This window comes from Nocardioides sp. 616, from assembly GCF_002930065.1.
In the GTDB taxonomy this organism is placed as follows: Bacteria; Actinomycetota; Actinomycetes; order Propionibacteriales; family Nocardioidaceae; genus Nocardioides; species Nocardioides houyundeii.
This window is the reverse complement of record NZ_POAG01000012.1, coordinates 35312-49955: the sequence shown is the minus strand read 5'-3', so window position 1 is coordinate 49955 and position 14644 is coordinate 35312. Positions and strand designations below refer to the sequence as shown.

Genomic DNA, 14644 nt, shown 5'->3' with positions numbered 1-14644 from the left:
GGCTAGGCGACTCCGCCGAACGGGACACCGAGCTCGGCCAGCTTCTCCTCGCCGCCATCGAGCGCCGTGAGCACCCAGGACCCGGTGGGGGTGAGCGCGAACGTGTGCTCGAAGTGCGCGGACCACGAGCCATCGGCGGTCACCACGGTCCACTCGTCCTCGTCGAGGTCGGTCTCCTTGGTGCCCAGGGTCAGCATCGGCTCCACCGCCAGGGCGAGCCCCCGGACCAGCTTGGCCCCCCGCCCGGGACGCCCGTAGTTGGGCACGTTGGGGGGCTGGTGCATCTGGGTGCCGATGCCATGGCCGGTGTAGTCCTCGAGGATCCCGTACGGCCCCTGGCTGCGCACGTAGGTCTCGACCGCATGGCCGATGTCGGTGACGCGACCGCCGATCCGGGCGGCCCCGATCCCCCGCCACATGCTCTCCTGGGTGACCTCCATCAGCCGGGAGACCTCGGGGGCGACCTCGCCCACCGCGACGGTGATGGCGGCGTCCCCGTGCCAGCCGTCGACGATCGCGCCGCAGTCGATGGAGATGACGTCGCCAGCGACCAACGTGCGGTCGCCGGGGATGCCGTGCACCACCTGGTCGTTCACCGAGGCACAGATGCTCGCGGGGAACGGGGGCTGGCTGTAGCCCTTGAAGGACGGGATCCCGCCCCCCGAGCGGATGTTGTCCTCCGCGATCGCATCCAGCTCACCGGTGGTGACGTCGGGGCGTACCGAGGCCCGCAACAGCTCCAGGGTCTGCCCCACCAGCAGGCCGGCGGCGCGCATCTTGACGATCTGTTCGCCGGACTTGATCTCGATGCCGCGGTCGCGCAGTGCCATGAGGTGGCTCCCTGTCAGTGCTTGGAGATCGAGTCGAGCGCCTTGAGCACCCGGGCGGTGACCTCGTCGACCTCACCCATGCCGTCGACCTCGACCAGCAGGTCACGGTCCCGGTAGACACCGATCAGCGGCTGGGTCTGCTCGGCGTAGATCTCCTGCCGGCGCCGGATGACGTCCTCGGTGTCGTCGGTGCGGCCGTCGACCAGGGCGCGCTGCAGCAGACGCTGCACGATCTCCTCCGGGTCCACGGTGAGCACCACCACGGCATCCAGGGAGTGGCCGGAGTCGGCGATCATCCCGTCGAGCTCAGCGACCTGGGCCACGGTGCGCGGGTAACCGTCGAGCAGGAACCCCGACGCGGCGTCGTCCTCGGCCAGACGGTTGCGCACCATCCGGTTGGTGACCTCGTCGGGGACGTACTCCCCCGCGTCCATGAAGCGCTGCGCCTCGAGCCCGAGCGGGGTGCCCTCGGACACGTTGGCCCGGAAGATGTCGCCGGTCGAGATCGCCGGGACGCCGTAGCGCTGGGCGATGAACGCGGCCTGGGTGCCCTTACCTGCTCCGGGCGGGCCCATGATGATCAGACGCATTAGCTGAGGAACCCTTCGTAGTTGCGCTGCTGCAGCTGGCTCTCGATCTGCTTCACCGTGTCGAGGGCGACGCCGACCATGATCAGGATCGAGGTACCACCGAAGGGGAAGTTCTGGTTGGCCCCGATCAGGGCCAGGGCGATCAGCGGGATCAACGAGATCAGCCCGAGGTACAGGGCACCGGGGAACGTGATGCGCGACAGGACGTACGACAGGTAGCGCTCGGTGGGCTTGCCTGCCCTGATCCCGGGGATGAAGCCGCCGTACTTCTTCATGTTGTCGGCGACCTCCTCGGGGTTGAAGGTGATCGAGACGTAGAAGTAGGTGAAGAAGATGATCATCAGGAAGTACGTCGCCATGTAGACCGGGTTGTCGCCGGAGACGAGGTACCTGTTGACGAACTTCAGCACCGGGTTGTCGGTGCTCTGGTTGAACTGCACCGCCATCGCCGGCAGGTAGAGCAGCGAGGAGGCGAAGATGACCGGGATGATGCCCGCCTGGTTGACCTTCAGCGGGATGTACGTCGAGGAACCGCCGAACATCTTCCGCCCGACCATGCGGCGCGCGTACTGCACCGGGATGCGGCGCTGTGCCTGCTCGATGAAGATGACCGCGGCGACGATGACCAGGCCGACCACGAGCACGGCCCCGAAGGTCCACCAGCCCTTGGTCTGCTGCACCTGCCACAGCGAGCCGGGGAAGGTGGCGACCACCTGGGTGAAGATGAGGATCGACATGCCGTTGCCGATGCCGCGGTCGGTGATGAGCTCACCGAGCCACATGATGACCGCGGTGCCGGCGGTCATGGTCACGACAAGCATCAGGAACGTGCCGGTGGAGTCGCTGTGCAGCAGGTCCTGGTTGCACTGCGGGAGCAGGTTGCCCGAGCGGGCCAGCGCGACGATGCCGGTGGCCTGGAGCAGCGCGAGGCCCAGCGTCAGGTAGCGGGTGTACTGAGTGATCTTCGTCTGACCGGCCTGCCCCTCCTTCTTCAGCGTCTCCAGCCGTGGGATCACCACGACGAGCAGCTGCAGGATGATGCTGGCGGTGATGTACGGCATGATCCCGAGCGCGAAGATGGTGAGCTGGAGCAGCGCACCACCGGAGAACATGTTGATCAGGCTGTAGATGCCCTGGTCCTCGACAGCGGAGAGACAGGACTGCACGTTCGCGACGTTGACACCGGGTGCCGGCACCTGCGAGCCGAGTCGGAAGAGCGTGATGATCAGCAGCACGAACAGCAGCTTGCGCCGCAGGTCCGGCGTGCGGAAAGCGTTGGCGAACGCGCCTAGCACTGGTCCCTCTTCTCTCAACGGTTTCGGTGGTCCGGCCTCGGGCCGATCACCGGCTCTCGGCCCTCGAGGAGGCCGAGCAGCGCTCGATCTGCCGTCCCGAGGACCCGGGGAAGCCTAACAGGGTGCCGTGCACCCCTCGGACACGAGTACGGGGCCCGTCCTCGCCGCACATGGCGGCTAGGACGAGCCCCGCACTCGTTGCTCTGTGTCGAGGTTGGGTCAGACCACCGTGGTGGTGCCGCCCGCGGCCTCGATCTTGGACTTGGCCGAAGCCGAGAACGCGTTGGCGCTCACCTGGAGCGCGACCGTGATCTCGCCCTGACCGAGCACCTTGACCGGGTGGCCCTTGCGGACTGCGCCCTTGGCGATCAGGTCCTCGATGCCGACGACTCCACCCGAGGGGAAGAGTGCGTTCAGGCTGTCGAGGTTGACGACCTGGAACTCCACCTTGAAGGGGTTCTTGAACCCCTTCAGCTTGGGGAGCCGCATGTGGATGGGCATCTGGCCACCCTCGAAGGCGACCGGGACCTGGTAGCGAGCCTTGGTGCCCTTGGTACCGCGACCCGAGGTCTTACCCTTGGAACCCTCACCACGGCCCACACGGGTCTTGGCAGTCTTCGCACCGGGAGCCGGACGCAGGTGGTGCAGCTTGAGCGTCATATCACTCCACCTCCTCTACCGTCACCAGGTGACGGACCGTGTTGACCATGCCCCGGATCTCCGGGCGGTCCTCCTTGACGACGACGTCGCCGATCCGCTTGAGACCGAGCGTGCGCAGCGTCTCGCGCTGGTTGGCCTTCAGGCCGACCAGCCCGCGCTTCTGCTGGACCTTGAGCTGTGCCATCAGGATGACACCTCCGCCCGGGCCCGCAGGATCGCAGCCGGCGTGACCTGCTCGACGGTGAGCCCACGACGAGCAGCGACCTGCTCCGGCTCCTCGAGCATCTGCAGCGCCGCGACCGTCGCGTGGACGATGTTGATCTGGTTGGACGAACCGAGCGACTTGCTCAGCACGTCATGGATTCCCGCGCACTCCAGCACCGCACGCACCGGGCCACCGGCGATGACACCGGTACCAGGGGCGGCAGGACGGAGCATGACGACGCCAGCCGCCTTCTCCCCCTGCACGGGGTGCGGGATGGTGCCCTGGATGCGAGGAACCTTGAAGAAGTGCTTCTTGGCCTCCTCGACACCCTTGGCGATCGCCGCGGGAACTTCCTTCGCCTTGCCGTAGCCGACGCCAACGAGACCTTCGCCGTCACCCACGATCACGAGGGCGGTGAAGCTGAAGCGACGACCACCCTTCACGACCTTGGCGACTCGGTTGATCGCAACGACGCGCTCGATGTAGGCGGTCTTCTCGGCCTGGCCACCACGACGATCGTCGCGGTTGCCACGGCGCTCGCCTCCGCGCTGTCCGCGCTGGGCTCCGCTCATGAGACTCTTCCTCTTCTCTTTCTTGCTTGTCTTGCGATCAGAAAGCCAGCCCGCCCTCGCGGGCGGCGTCGGCCAGGGCCGCGACGCGGCCGTGGTACTTGTTGCCGGCACGGTCGAAGACCACGCCGTCGACACCAGCAGCCTTGGCACGCTCGGCCACGAGTGCGCCGACCTTCTTCGCCTTGGCCGTCTTGTCGCCGGACTCCGAGCGGACGTCCGCCTCCATGGTGGAGGCGTAGGCCAGGGTCTTGCCGACCAGGTCGTCGACCACCTGCACGCTGATGTGCTTGGCGGAACGGGTGACGACCAGGCGGGGACGCTCGGCGGTGCCGGAGACCTTCTTGCGGCCACGCATCTGCCGCTTGAGCCGGGACTTGACCCGACCAGCGGTGTGCTTGTTGTTGGAGAGCGAGATACCCATGTGCTACTTACCAGCCTTTCCGACCTTGCGGCGGACCTGCTCGCCGGCGTAACGCACGCCCTTGCCCTTGTAGGGCTCGGGCTTGCGAAGCTTGCGAATCTTCGCAGCGGTCTCACCGACCAGCTGCTTGTCGATGCCGAGGACACCGAGCTTGGTCGGACCCTCAACGGTGAAGGTGATGCCCTCGGGGGCATCGACCACGATGGGGTGCGAGTAGCCGAGCTGGAACTCCAGCTGCGTCGGGCTCTTGGGGAGCACGCGGTAACCCACGCCGACGATCTCGAGCTTCTTCTCGTAGCCCTCGGTCACGCCGATCACCATGTTGTTGATCAGGGTGCGGGTCAGCCCGTGCAGCGAGCGGCTCTCACGCTCGTCGTTGGGGCGCTGGACCTCGAGCACGCCCTCGTCGCTCCGCGACACCGTGATGGGCGTCGCGACGGAGTGGCTCAGGGTGCCCTTGGGTCCCTTGACGGTCACCAGGGCGTTGTCGATGGCGACATCGACGCCCGACGGGACCGTGATGGGAAGCCTGCCAATTCGTGACATTGTCGTTCCTCCTTCGGTCTCGTCGTTACCAGACGTAGGCGAGGACTTCCCCACCCACGCCCTTCTGGTTTGCCTGGCGGTCGGTCAGCAGGCCCTGGCTCGTCGAGATGATCGCGACGCCCATGCCACCGAGGACCTTGGGCAGGCCGGTGCTCTTCGCGTAGACGCGGAGGCCCGGCTTGCTGATGCGGCGCACACCGGCGATGGAGCGCTCGCGGTTCCGGCCGTACTTGAGGGTGATGTGGAGCGTCTTGCCCACCTCGCCCTCGGCGGGCTCGGTGACGTCGTAGGAGGTGATGTACCCCTGCTCCCGAAGGATCTCGGCGACGCCTTCCTTGAGCTTGCTGTACGGCATCTTCACCGCGTCGTGGTACGCCTGGTTGGCGTTGCGCAGACGAGTAAGCATGTCTGCGATCGGGTCAGTCATGGTCATGGCCTAATCGGCCCTTTCTCTCTGTGGTTTCCCGCGAGCGGGACCTTCAGGGTTTGAAGTAGGTGGATTACCAGGAGGACTTGGTCACGCCGGGCAGCTCGCCCCGGTGCGCCATTTCCCGCAGGCAGATGCGGCACAGGCCGAACTTGCGGTAGACGGCCTTGGGTCGTCCGCACCGCTGGCAACGGGTGTATCCGCGCACGGCGAACTTCGGCTTGCGAGCCGCCTTCACCTTCAGAGCAGTCTTCGCCATGTCAGTTCTCCTTGAACGGGAAGCCGAGCTGCTTGAGCAGCGCCCGACCCTCGTCGTCGTTGGTGGCGGTGGTCACGACCGTGATGTCCATGCCGCGCGACCGGTCGATCTTGTCCTGGTCGATCTCGTGGAACATGACCTGCTCGGTGAGACCGAAGGTGTAGTTGCCACGACCGTCGAACTGCTTGGGCGACAGGCCGCGGAAGTCACGGATGCGGGGCAGGGCCAGCGAGAGCAGCCGGTCCATGAACTCCCACATGCGGTCGCCCCGCAGGGTGACGTGGGCACCGATGGGCATGCCCTCGCGCAGCTTGAACTGCGCGATCGACTTGCGGGCCTTCGTCACCATGGGCTTCTGGCCGGTGATGGCCGTGAGGTCCTTGATGGCGCCCTCGATCAGCTTGGAGTCGCGAGCTGCCTCGCCGACACCCATGTTGACCACGACCTTGGTGAGGCCAGGGACCTGCATGACGTTCTTGATCTCGAACTCGGACTGCAGCGCGGGGAGGATCTCCTCGCGGTAGCGGGTCTTCAGACGGGGAATGGTGTGCTCCCCGGTGGTGGACTCAGCCATCGTCAGATCTCCTTCCCGGTCTTGCGCGAGACCCGGACGCTGCGCTGGGCGCTGTACGTCGAGCCGTCGTTGCGCTTCTTGGTCACGTCGTCGCGGCGGAAGGCGACCCGGCTGACGCCGTCGTCCTCGACCAGCATCACGTTGGAGACGTGGATCGGTGCCTCGGCCGTGATGATGCCACCGGTGTTGCCGGCGCCGGAGTTGACGACCTTGGTGTGACGCTTGATGCGGTTCACACCCTCGACGATCACCCGCTGCTCCTCGCGGAGCACCGAGATGACCTTGCCCTGGGCGCCCTTGTCCTTGCCGGCGATCACCTTGACGGTGTCACCCTTCTTGATGTTCACGTGCGGTGCCTTCTTCGTCATCACAGCACCTCCGGGGCCAGCGAGATGATCTTCATGAACTTCTTCTCGCGCAGCTCGCGGCCCACGGGGCCGAAGATGCGAGTGCCTCGCGGCTCTCCGTCGGTCTTGAGGATGACGGCGGCGTTCTCGTCGAACTTGATGTACGAGCCGTCCGGGCGGCGGCGCTCCTTGACGGTGCGCACGATGACGGCCTTGACGACGTCACCCTTCTTCACGTTGCCACCGGGGATCGCGTCCTTGACGGTGGCGACGATCGTGTCGCCGATACCCGCGTAGCGGCGACCCGAACCACCGAGAACACGGATGCAAAGGATCTCCTTCGCACCGGTGTTGTCGGCGACCTTGAGTCGCGACTCCTGCTGGATCATTGGTTTCTCCTGGTTGTCGCGCCGGTTCTCGCCGTCCGAGGACGGGCGAGCCTTGCCGAACTAGTGGTTGGTATCAGGTAGGCCGTCAGGAACGACGACCCGGGAGTCACTTGGCCTTTTCGAGGACCTGGACCACGCGCCAGCGCTTGGTCGCGGACAGCGGGCGGGTCTCCATGATCAGGACCCGGTCGCCGATGCCGCACTCGTTGGTCTCGTCGTGCGCCTTGAGCTTGGAGGTGCGGCGCATGACCTTGCCGTAGAGCGCGTGCTTCACGCGGTCCTCGACGGAGACCACGATGGTCTTGTCCATCTTGTCGCTGACGACCAGGCCCTCACGGGTCTTGCGGGCGTTGCGGACTGCCTCGCTCATGCGGTGGCCTCTTCCTTGTTCTCGGCGCCGGGCGCGGTGCGGATGCCGAGCTCACGCTCGCGCAGCACCGTGTAGATCCGGGCGATGTCCTTCTTGACCGTGCGGAGCCGACCGTTGTTGTCCAGCTGGCCGGTGGCCGACTGGAAACGGAGGTTGAAGAGCTCCTCCTTGGCCTCTCGCAGCTTGGTCTCGAGATCCTCGGCACCCAGCTCGTCGAGCGTGTTCACGCTCATCTTGTCGCTCATCAGAATTCACCGGCCTCGCGGGAAATGAACCGGCACTTCATCGGGAGCTTGTGCATCGCGCGGCGCATGGCCTCGCGAGCAACCTCCTCGGTGACTCCGGAAAGTTCGAACATGACGCGGCCGGGCTTGACGTTCGCCACCCACCACTCGGGAGAACCCTTACCGGATCCCATGCGGGTCTCGGCAGGCTTCTTGGTCAGCGGGCGGTCCGGGTAGATGTTGATCCAGACCTTTCCGCCACGCTTGATGTGGCGGGTCATCGCGATACGAGCAGACTCGATCTGTCGGTTCGTGACGTAGTGACCCTCGACCGCCTGGATGCCGAAGTCGCCGAAGGCGATCTTCGTTCCACCCTTGGCCGCACCGGTCCGCTTGGGGTGGTGCTGCTTGCGGTGCTTGACTCGACGGGGCATCAACATGGAGCTCAGGCCTCCTGTCCGGTGGTGGGAGCGGCCTCGACCGGAGCGGCAGCCGGCGCCTCGGCGGCAGCCGGAGCTGCGGCCTCGGTCGACGGCGCGTCGCTGCGGGCGTTGCCACGGGTGCCACGGCTGGGACGCTCGGCGCCGCGGCTGGGACGGCCACCTGCACCGCCGCGACCGGGGGCGCCGGCGCGGGCAGCCTGCTGGGCCTGACGCTCGGCACGGGTGCCGGCGACCTCGCCCTTGTAGATCCAGACCTTCACGCCGATGCGGCCGAACGTCGTCTTGGCCTCGTAGAAGCCGTAGTCGATGTCGGCACGGAGGGTGTGCAGCGGCACGCGACCCTCGCGGTAGAACTCGGTACGCGACATCTCGGCGCCGTTGAGCCGACCCGAGCACTGGATCCGGATGCCCTTGGCACCGGAGCGCATCGAGGTCTGCATGGCCTTCTTCATGGCGCGGCGGAACTGCACGCGGCCGGAGAGCTGCTCGGCGACGCCCTGGGCGACCAGCTGCGCGTCGACCTCGGGGCTCTTGACCTCGAGGATGTTCAGCTGCACCTGCTTGCCGGTCAGCTTCTCGAGCTCGCCGCGGATGCGGTCGGCCTCGGCTCCACGACGGCCGATGACGATGCCCGGACGCGCGGTGTGGATGTCCACCCGCACGCGGTCCCGGGTGCGCTCGATCTCGACCTTGGAGATGCCGGCCCGCTCCATGCCCTTGGACAGCAGCTTGCGGATCGCGACGTCCTCGCCGACGTACGCCTTGTAGAGCTTGTCGGCGTACCAGCGCGACTTGTGGTCCGTGGAGATTCCGAGGCGGAAGCCATTCGGGTTGATCTTCTGGCCCATCAGGCCTTCCGTCCCTTCTTCTCGACGACACCAACCGGCTGGACGGCCAGGGTGATGTGGCTGGTGCGCTTGTTGATGCGGGTCGCACGACCCTGCGCACGCGGACGCCAACGCTTCATGGTGGGACCCTCGTCGACCGTGGCGACGGAGACGACCAGGTCGCCCTTCGCAAGGCCTTCGACGCTCTCGGCGTTGGCGATGGCGCTCTCAAGCACCTTGTAGACGGTCTCCGAGGCGGCCTGCGGCGCGAACTGCAGCAGCGCGAGGGCCTCGTCGACGGGAAGGCCGCGGACCATGTCGACGACACGGCGAGCCTTCATCGGGGTGATTCGCACGTAACGCGCACTCGCGAAGGCACCCGGCTGGTCGCCGAGCAGGGAGACGCGGCGGGCGCTCGTGCGCTGACGCTCACTGACACTCATCGACGACGACCCTTCCGGTCTTCCTTGACGTGCCCGCGGTAGGTGCGGGTCGGGGCGAACTCACCGAGCTTGTGACCGACCATGGAGTCGGTGACGAACACGGGGACGTGCTTGCGACCGTCGTGCACGGCGATCGTGTGACCGATCATGGCCGGCACGATCATCGACCGGCGCGACCAGGTCTTGATGACGTTGTGGGAACCCTTGTCGTTCTCCGCGTCCACCTTCTTCATCAGGTGGCCGTCCACGAAGGGACCCTTCTTCAGGCTACGAGGCATCTCAGTTACTTCCTACCCTTGCCGGACTTGCGGCGACGGATGATCTGGGAGTCGCTGGCCTTGCGCTTGCGCGTACGGCCCTCGGGCTTGCCCCAGGGGGACACCGGGTGACGACCACCCGAGGTCTTGCCCTCGCCACCACCGTGGGGGTGGTCGACCGGGTTCATGACCACACCACGGACAGTCGGGCGCTTGCCCTTCCAGCGCATGCGGCCGGCCTTGCCCCAGTTGATGTTGGACTGCTCGGCGTTGCCGACCTCACCGATGGTGGCGCGGCAGCGCACGTCGACGAAGCGCATCTCGCCGGACGGCAGGCGCAGCGTGGCGCGCGAGCCCTCCTTGGCGACGAGCTGGGCGGAGTTGCCGGCCGAGCGGGCGATCTTCGCACCGCCGCCGGGACGCAGCTCCACGCAGTGGATCGTCGTACCGACGGGGATGTTGCGCAGCGGCAGGTTGTTGCCCGGCTTGATGTCGGCGCCTACGCCGCTCTCCACCGCGGTGCCCTGACCGAGGTCCTTGGGCGCGATGATGTAGCGCTTCTCGCCGTCTGCGTAGTGCAGCAGCGCGATGCGGGCGGTGCGGTTGGGGTCGTACTCGATGTGAGCGACCTTGGCCGGCACGCCGTCCTTGTCGTAGCGACGGAAGTCGATGATCCGGTAGGCCCGCTTGTGGCCGCCACCCTGGTGACGCGTGGTGATGCGTCCCTGGTTGTTGCGGCCGCCCTTCTTGGGCAGCGGACGGGTCAGCGACTTCTCGGGCGTGGTCCGGGTGATCTCGACGAAGTCGGCCACCGAGGAGCCACGACGGCCCGGGGTGGTCGGCTTGTACTTGCGGATAGCCATTGTCTTAGTCCTTCTTCGCCTTCAGTTCCCGGTCAGCCGACCGGGCCACCGAAGATGTCGATGCGGTGGCCCTCAGCGAGGCTGACGATGGCGCGCTTGGTGTCCTTGCGCTTGCCCAGACCATTGCGGGTACGACGGGTCTTGCCCACCCGGTTGATCGTGTTGACCGAGGTCACCTTGACGTTGAACACCTTCTCGACCGCGATCTTGATCTCGGTCTTGTTCGCGTCCGGGTGGACGAGGAACGTGTACTTGTTGGCGTCGAGGAGGCCGTAGCTCTTCTCGGAGACGACCGGCGCGAGCAGGATGTCCCGGTGGTCCTTGTGCAGGGTGCTCACTTCTGGTCCTCCTCGGCCTGCTGCGACTTGCCCGCGGGAGCGGCGGCGACGAACGCGTCGTACGCACCCTTGGTGAAGACCACGTCGTCCGAGGCCAGCACGTCATAGGTGTTGAGCTGGTCGACGGCCACGATGTGCACCTGGGGCGCGTTGCGGAGCGACAGCCAGGTGATGGTGTCGCTGCGCTCGAGCACCAGGAGGTACCGGGCACGGTCGGTCAGGGCGTTGAGCGCGGTCAGCGCCACCTTGGTCGACGGCTTGTCACCGGTGACCAGGGAGTCGACGACGTGGATGCGGTCGTTGCGCGCCCGGTCCGAGAGGGCACCGCGCAGGGCGGCGGCCTTCATCTTCTTGGGGGTGCGCTGGTCGTACGAGCGCGGCTGCGGGCCGTGGACGATGCCACCGCCGGCGAACTGCGGCGCACGGGTCGAGCCCTGGCGGGCGCGGCCGGTGCCCTTCTGCTTGTAGGGCTTGCGGCCACCGCCGCGGACGTCGGCCCGCGTCTTGGTGGCGTGCGTGCCCTGACGAGCAGCGGCCTGCTGGGCCACGACGACCTGGTGGATCAGGGGGATGTTGACCTCGACACCGAAGATCTCGGCGGGGAAGTCGACCTTGACAGTCTTGGCAGCCATTGTCGTCAGGCCTCCTGGGTCTTCTTGGCAGCGGAGCGCAGCACCACGAGACCGCCGCGGGGGCCGGGAACGGCACCCTTGAGCAGGATCAGGCCCTTCTCGGCGTCGACGGCGTGCACGGTGACGTTCTGGGTGGTGACGGTGTCGTTACCCATCCGGCCGGCCATGCGGGTGCCCTTGAAGACGCGACCCGGAGTGGCGCAGGCGCCGATCGAGCCAGGCTTGCGGTGGTTGCGGTGGGCACCGTGCGAGGCGGACACGCCGTGGAAGCCGTGACGCTTCATGACACCGGCGAAGCCCTTGCCCTTGCTGGTGCCGGTGACGTCGATCTCGTCGCCGGCGGTGAACAGCTCGGGGCTGAGCTCCTGGCCCAGGGCGTACGACGCCGCGTCAGCGGTGCGGATCTCGACCAGGTGGCGACGGGGAGTCACACCGGCCTTGGTGAAGTGACCGGCCTCGGGCTTGTTGACCTTGCGGGCCTCGATCTCGCCGTACCCGACCTGGATGGCGTTGTAGCCGTCGGTCTCGGGCTGGCGGATCTGGGTCACCACGTTGGTCGCAGCACCGATCACGGTCACGGGGACGACCTTGTTGTTCTCGTCCCACATCTGGGTCATGCCGAGCTTGGTGCCCAGCAGGCCCTTCACGTTTCGTTCGAAAGTCATCGTCTCAGACCTCAGAGCTTGATCTCGATGTCGACACCCGCGGGCAGATCGAGGCGCATGAGCGAGTCGACAGTCTTCGGGGTGGGGTCGATGATGTCGATGAGGCGCTTGTGCGTGCGCATCTCAAAGTGCTCGCGCGAGTCCTTGTACTTGTGGGGCGAGCGAATGACGCAGTACACGTTCTTCTCGGTCGGCAGCGGCACGGGGCCGGCGACCTTGGCACCCGTACGGGTGACGGTGTCCACGATCTTGCGCGCCGAGGTGTCGATCACCTCGTGGTCATAGGCCTTGAGCCTGATGCGGATCTTCTGTCCCGCCATAGGTCTCTCTCGTCCTTCTCTCGCACCCTGGTGGGGGTGCCGCGTCCTGTTCTGTTCCCGACTCGTCCTCGGGTGAGGTCGTGCCGCCTGTCTCTCTCCACTCACCGCCGACCCCCGAGGTCGGGCGTGTCGCGAGCTTTCCGCGATACATGACCTGGATCCTGCTGTGTTCTTGAGTGGTGCCCGACGTTTCGTCGGGCCGGAATCGGGTCTCGGCCTGATGACTCATCAGCGGCGCACACACATACTTGGACCACGGAGTCAGGGCGCTCGACGGCGTGAGCCATCGGGAGACGCGATTCAGTAGTCAAGATGTGGCGCGCCCCGGCGACCCGCCGGAGCAACCTGAGTATCTTGGCAGAATTCCAGGGCAGTTCCAAATCGTCCGCGTGGGCTCACCGCCGGTAGCAGAGGTCTGTGATCTGACGGCCCTTCTCCAGGCCCTTGCGCTCGAAGCGGGTCACCGGTCGGTCTGCCATCCGTTCCACGACGCCTCCGGTGAGCTCGGGAACCGCGTCCAGCACCTCGACCATCTGCTCGGCGTAGTCGGCCCAGTCCGTGGCCAGACGCCACACTCCCCCGGGCGCCAGGCGCGAGGCGGCCATGGCGGCGAAGGCCGGATCGATCAGCCGGCGCTTGTTGTGCTTCTTCTTGTGCCAGGGGTCGGGGAAGAAGGTCCACAGCTCGGCCACGCTCGCGGGACCCAGCACATGCTCGAGGAACCAGGCCGCGTCCAGGGTGCAGAACCGCACGTTGGTGGCGCCCGCCTCGGCCACGCGCAGCAGTCCGTCGGCCACCCCGGGCCGCCAGACCTCCAGGGCGAGCACGTCGTGGTCGGGGCGGCCCGCGGCCAGCACGGCCGTGGCCTCCCCCACGCCCGAGCCGATCTCCACGATCAGCGGCGCCCGACGCCCGAACCAGCGCTCGAGGTCGAAGTCGGGACGGTCCACGGCCTCCTCGGGGATCACCCACTCCGCCTGGTGCGCTGCCCACCCCTCCGCCTGGCGGGGGGTGAAGCGGCTTCCCCGCCGGGAGTAGGAGAGCACCTCACGCATCCGCCGCCCGTCGGCGGTGAGCTTGTGGTGGGGACGCGCAGGACGGACGGGCTCGTTCACATGACCCATTGTCCCGCGCCCACCGCTGGACGGCCCATTCGGGTCGCGCGCCCGGGGTGACGCGGCCCGAAGCGCCTCCCGCGGGCCCTCGGTGCTGCCTAGACTCTCCTGGGTGGACGCACACGGACGCCGGGTGCCAGGAGACGTGCTGGTGCACCTGCGCCGCGCCCGGGACCACCTCGACCGGCACTACGCCCAGCCGTTCGTCCTCGACGACGTCGCCGCGATCGCCGGACTGAGCAAGTTCCACTTCCTGCGCTCGTTCGCCTCGACCTACCGGATCACCCCGGCGGCCTACCTGGCGCAGCGGCGGATCGAGCGCCCCCCAGGACCTGCTGCGCGCCGCCAACCTCACCGTGACCGAGGTCTGCCATGCCGTGGGCTACACCAGCCTCGGTTACTTCTCCCGGCGGTTCACCGAGGTCACCGGGGAGACCCCCAGCGGCTACGCGAAGCGGTACGCCGTGACCGGCGCTCCGCGGATCCCTGGCTGCTACGTGTTCATGGCCGGTGTCCTGGAGCAAGGTTGCGCAACCCAGGAGAAGCAGGCGAGCGACGAGGCGCCCTAGCCTCGGAAGCATGATCACCAACATCGCCCTCGTGTCCGTCTGGGTTCGCGACGTCGACGAGTCCAAGGCCTTCTACACCGACGTCCTGGGCTTCGAGGTCCGCGACGACCTCACCCTCGGACCCGACTTCCGCTGGTGCACCGTGGTGCACCCCCAGCAGCCCGAGCTGCAGCTGCACCTCACCACGCCGACCACTCCCCTGCCCGACTACCTGGTCGAGGCGATGCAGCGCGCTCAGGCCGAGGGTGGGCTGCCCGGCGTCGGGCTCAACGTCGCCGACTGCCAGAAGGCCTTCGACGAGCTCAGCGCCAAGGGCGTGGAGTTCCTCCAAGAGCCCCAGCAGCGCCCGTACGGCGTGGAGGCCCTGATGCGCGACAACTCCGGCAACTGGATGGTCCTGGTCGAGCCGCGCGACTACACCCCCGAGGACTTCGCGGGCGTGGACATGTCGTAGCCGCCGCTG

27 protein-coding genes are annotated in these 14644 nt (G+C 67.1%); 2 read left to right on the top strand and 25 right to left on the bottom strand.

Going from position 1 to position 14644, the window contains the following annotated elements:
* Positions 1-2: 2 nt before the first annotated feature.
* From map to trmB, 25 genes are all read right to left on the bottom strand, one after another.
* Positions 3-830, bottom strand: coding sequence for a type I methionyl aminopeptidase (gene map / locus C5H89_RS04780; protein WP_104105922.1), 828 nt, complete (start codon positions 828-830; stop codon positions 3-5).
* A gap of 14 nt (positions 831-844) precedes the next feature.
* Positions 845-1420: an adenylate kinase gene (locus C5H89_RS04775; protein WP_104105921.1), complete on the bottom strand. Its 576-nt coding sequence runs from the start codon at positions 1418-1420 to the stop codon at positions 845-847.
* Positions 1420-2715 (bottom strand): preprotein translocase subunit SecY, encoded by a 1296-nt coding sequence (secY, locus tag C5H89_RS04770; RefSeq protein ID WP_101525232.1) that lies wholly within the window; start codon positions 2713-2715, stop codon positions 1420-1422. Before secY ends, C5H89_RS04775 begins: the two co-directional genes overlap by 1 nt.
* Positions 2716-2934: 219 nt before the next feature.
* Positions 2935-3375, bottom strand: coding sequence for a 50S ribosomal protein L15 (gene rplO, locus C5H89_RS04765; RefSeq protein WP_104105920.1), 441 nt, complete (start codon positions 3373-3375; stop codon positions 2935-2937).
* A gap of 1 nt (position 3376) precedes the next feature.
* Positions 3377-3559 carry a 50S ribosomal protein L30 gene (gene rpmD / locus C5H89_RS04760; protein ID WP_101525234.1) on the bottom strand — a complete coding sequence of 61 codons (183 nt, stop codon included), beginning with the start codon at positions 3557-3559 and terminating at the stop codon, positions 3377-3379.
* The gene (gene rpsE, locus C5H89_RS04755) at positions 3559-4152 is read right to left on the bottom strand and encodes a 30S ribosomal protein S5 (RefSeq protein WP_101525235.1); all 594 of its coding nucleotides are present in this window, start codon (positions 4150-4152) and stop codon (positions 3559-3561) included. The genes rpmD and rpsE overlap by 1 nt, the downstream gene beginning before the upstream one ends.
* Positions 4153-4189: 37 nt before the next feature.
* Positions 4190-4573: a 50S ribosomal protein L18 gene (gene rplR / locus C5H89_RS04750; RefSeq protein ID WP_101525236.1), complete on the bottom strand. Its 384-nt coding sequence runs from the start codon at positions 4571-4573 to the stop codon at positions 4190-4192.
* A 3-nt stretch (positions 4574-4576) separates the two neighbouring features.
* A complete protein-coding gene (gene rplF, locus C5H89_RS04745; protein WP_104105919.1) occupies positions 4577-5119 on the bottom strand; it encodes a 50S ribosomal protein L6 in 543 nt (180 codons plus the stop codon).
* A gap of 25 nt (positions 5120-5144) precedes the next feature.
* Positions 5145-5552, bottom strand: a complete 408-nt coding sequence (gene rpsH, locus C5H89_RS04740; RefSeq protein ID WP_101525238.1) for a 30S ribosomal protein S8 — start codon at positions 5550-5552, stop codon at positions 5145-5147.
* A 67-nt stretch (positions 5553-5619) separates the two neighbouring features.
* Positions 5620-5805, bottom strand: a complete 186-nt coding sequence (locus C5H89_RS04735) for a type Z 30S ribosomal protein S14 (protein ID WP_011757321.1) — start codon at positions 5803-5805, stop codon at positions 5620-5622.
* 1 nt (position 5806) lies between these two features.
* A complete protein-coding gene (gene rplE, locus C5H89_RS04730; RefSeq protein WP_101525239.1) occupies positions 5807-6379 on the bottom strand; it encodes a 50S ribosomal protein L5 in 573 nt (190 codons plus the stop codon).
* A gap of 2 nt (positions 6380-6381) precedes the next feature.
* Positions 6382-6747, bottom strand: coding sequence for a 50S ribosomal protein L24 (gene rplX / locus C5H89_RS04725; protein ID WP_101525240.1), 366 nt, complete (start codon positions 6745-6747; stop codon positions 6382-6384).
* On the bottom strand, positions 6747-7115 hold the full coding sequence (rplN, locus tag C5H89_RS04720; protein ID WP_101525241.1) for a 50S ribosomal protein L14: 369 nt from the start codon (positions 7113-7115) through the stop codon (positions 6747-6749). The genes rplX and rplN overlap by 1 nt, the downstream gene beginning before the upstream one ends.
* Before the next feature lie 106 nt (positions 7116-7221).
* Positions 7222-7485: a 30S ribosomal protein S17 gene (gene rpsQ, locus C5H89_RS04715; protein WP_101525242.1), complete on the bottom strand. Its 264-nt coding sequence runs from the start codon at positions 7483-7485 to the stop codon at positions 7222-7224.
* Positions 7482-7730: a 50S ribosomal protein L29 gene (gene rpmC / locus C5H89_RS04710; protein WP_101525243.1), complete on the bottom strand. Its 249-nt coding sequence runs from the start codon at positions 7728-7730 to the stop codon at positions 7482-7484. The genes rpsQ and rpmC overlap by 4 nt, the downstream gene beginning before the upstream one ends.
* Entirely contained in the window at positions 7730-8149 is a 420-nt protein-coding gene (rplP, locus tag C5H89_RS04705) for a 50S ribosomal protein L16 (RefSeq protein WP_101525244.1), read from the bottom strand. Before rplP ends, rpmC begins: the two co-directional genes overlap by 1 nt.
* Before the next feature lie 5 nt (positions 8150-8154).
* Positions 8155-9000: a 30S ribosomal protein S3 gene (rpsC, locus tag C5H89_RS04700; protein WP_101525245.1), complete on the bottom strand. Its 846-nt coding sequence runs from the start codon at positions 8998-9000 to the stop codon at positions 8155-8157.
* Complete coding sequence (gene rplV / locus C5H89_RS04695; protein WP_101525246.1) at positions 9000-9422, bottom strand: 50S ribosomal protein L22; 423 nt, start codon at positions 9420-9422, stop codon at positions 9000-9002. The genes rpsC and rplV overlap by 1 nt, the downstream gene beginning before the upstream one ends.
* Positions 9419-9700 (bottom strand): 30S ribosomal protein S19, encoded by a 282-nt coding sequence (gene rpsS, locus C5H89_RS04690; protein ID WP_101525247.1) that lies wholly within the window; start codon positions 9698-9700, stop codon positions 9419-9421. Before rpsS ends, rplV begins: the two co-directional genes overlap by 4 nt.
* Positions 9701-9705: 5 nt before the next feature.
* Positions 9706-10542: a 50S ribosomal protein L2 gene (rplB, locus tag C5H89_RS04685; protein ID WP_104105918.1), complete on the bottom strand. Its 837-nt coding sequence runs from the start codon at positions 10540-10542 to the stop codon at positions 9706-9708.
* A gap of 32 nt (positions 10543-10574) precedes the next feature.
* Positions 10575-10880, bottom strand: a complete 306-nt coding sequence (gene rplW, locus C5H89_RS04680) for a 50S ribosomal protein L23 (protein ID WP_101525249.1) — start codon at positions 10878-10880, stop codon at positions 10575-10577.
* On the bottom strand, positions 10877-11512 hold the full coding sequence (gene rplD, locus C5H89_RS04675; RefSeq protein WP_104105917.1) for a 50S ribosomal protein L4: 636 nt from the start codon (positions 11510-11512) through the stop codon (positions 10877-10879). The genes rplW and rplD overlap by 4 nt, the downstream gene beginning before the upstream one ends.
* A gap of 5 nt (positions 11513-11517) precedes the next feature.
* On the bottom strand, positions 11518-12177 hold the full coding sequence (rplC, locus tag C5H89_RS04670; protein ID WP_104105916.1) for a 50S ribosomal protein L3: 660 nt from the start codon (positions 12175-12177) through the stop codon (positions 11518-11520).
* Between the two features lie 11 nt (positions 12178-12188).
* Positions 12189-12497 carry a 30S ribosomal protein S10 gene (rpsJ, locus tag C5H89_RS04665; RefSeq protein ID WP_008360994.1) on the bottom strand — a complete coding sequence of 103 codons (309 nt, stop codon included), beginning with the start codon at positions 12495-12497 and terminating at the stop codon, positions 12189-12191.
* Between the two features lie 395 nt (positions 12498-12892).
* On the bottom strand, positions 12893-13612 hold the full coding sequence (gene trmB / locus C5H89_RS04660; protein ID WP_240181709.1) for a tRNA (guanosine(46)-N7)-methyltransferase TrmB: 720 nt from the start codon (positions 13610-13612) through the stop codon (positions 12893-12895).
* Between the two features lie 356 nt (positions 13613-13968).
* On the opposite strand from trmB, the gene C5H89_RS19310 reads away from it, so the two are divergent.
* Entirely contained in the window at positions 13969-14181 is a 213-nt protein-coding gene (locus tag C5H89_RS19310; protein WP_240181708.1) for a helix-turn-helix domain-containing protein, read from the top strand.
* Positions 14182-14191: 10 nt separating this feature from the next.
* A complete protein-coding gene (locus C5H89_RS04650) occupies positions 14192-14635 on the top strand; it encodes a VOC family protein (protein WP_104105914.1) in 444 nt (147 codons plus the stop codon).
* Positions 14636-14644 lie beyond the last annotated feature (9 nt).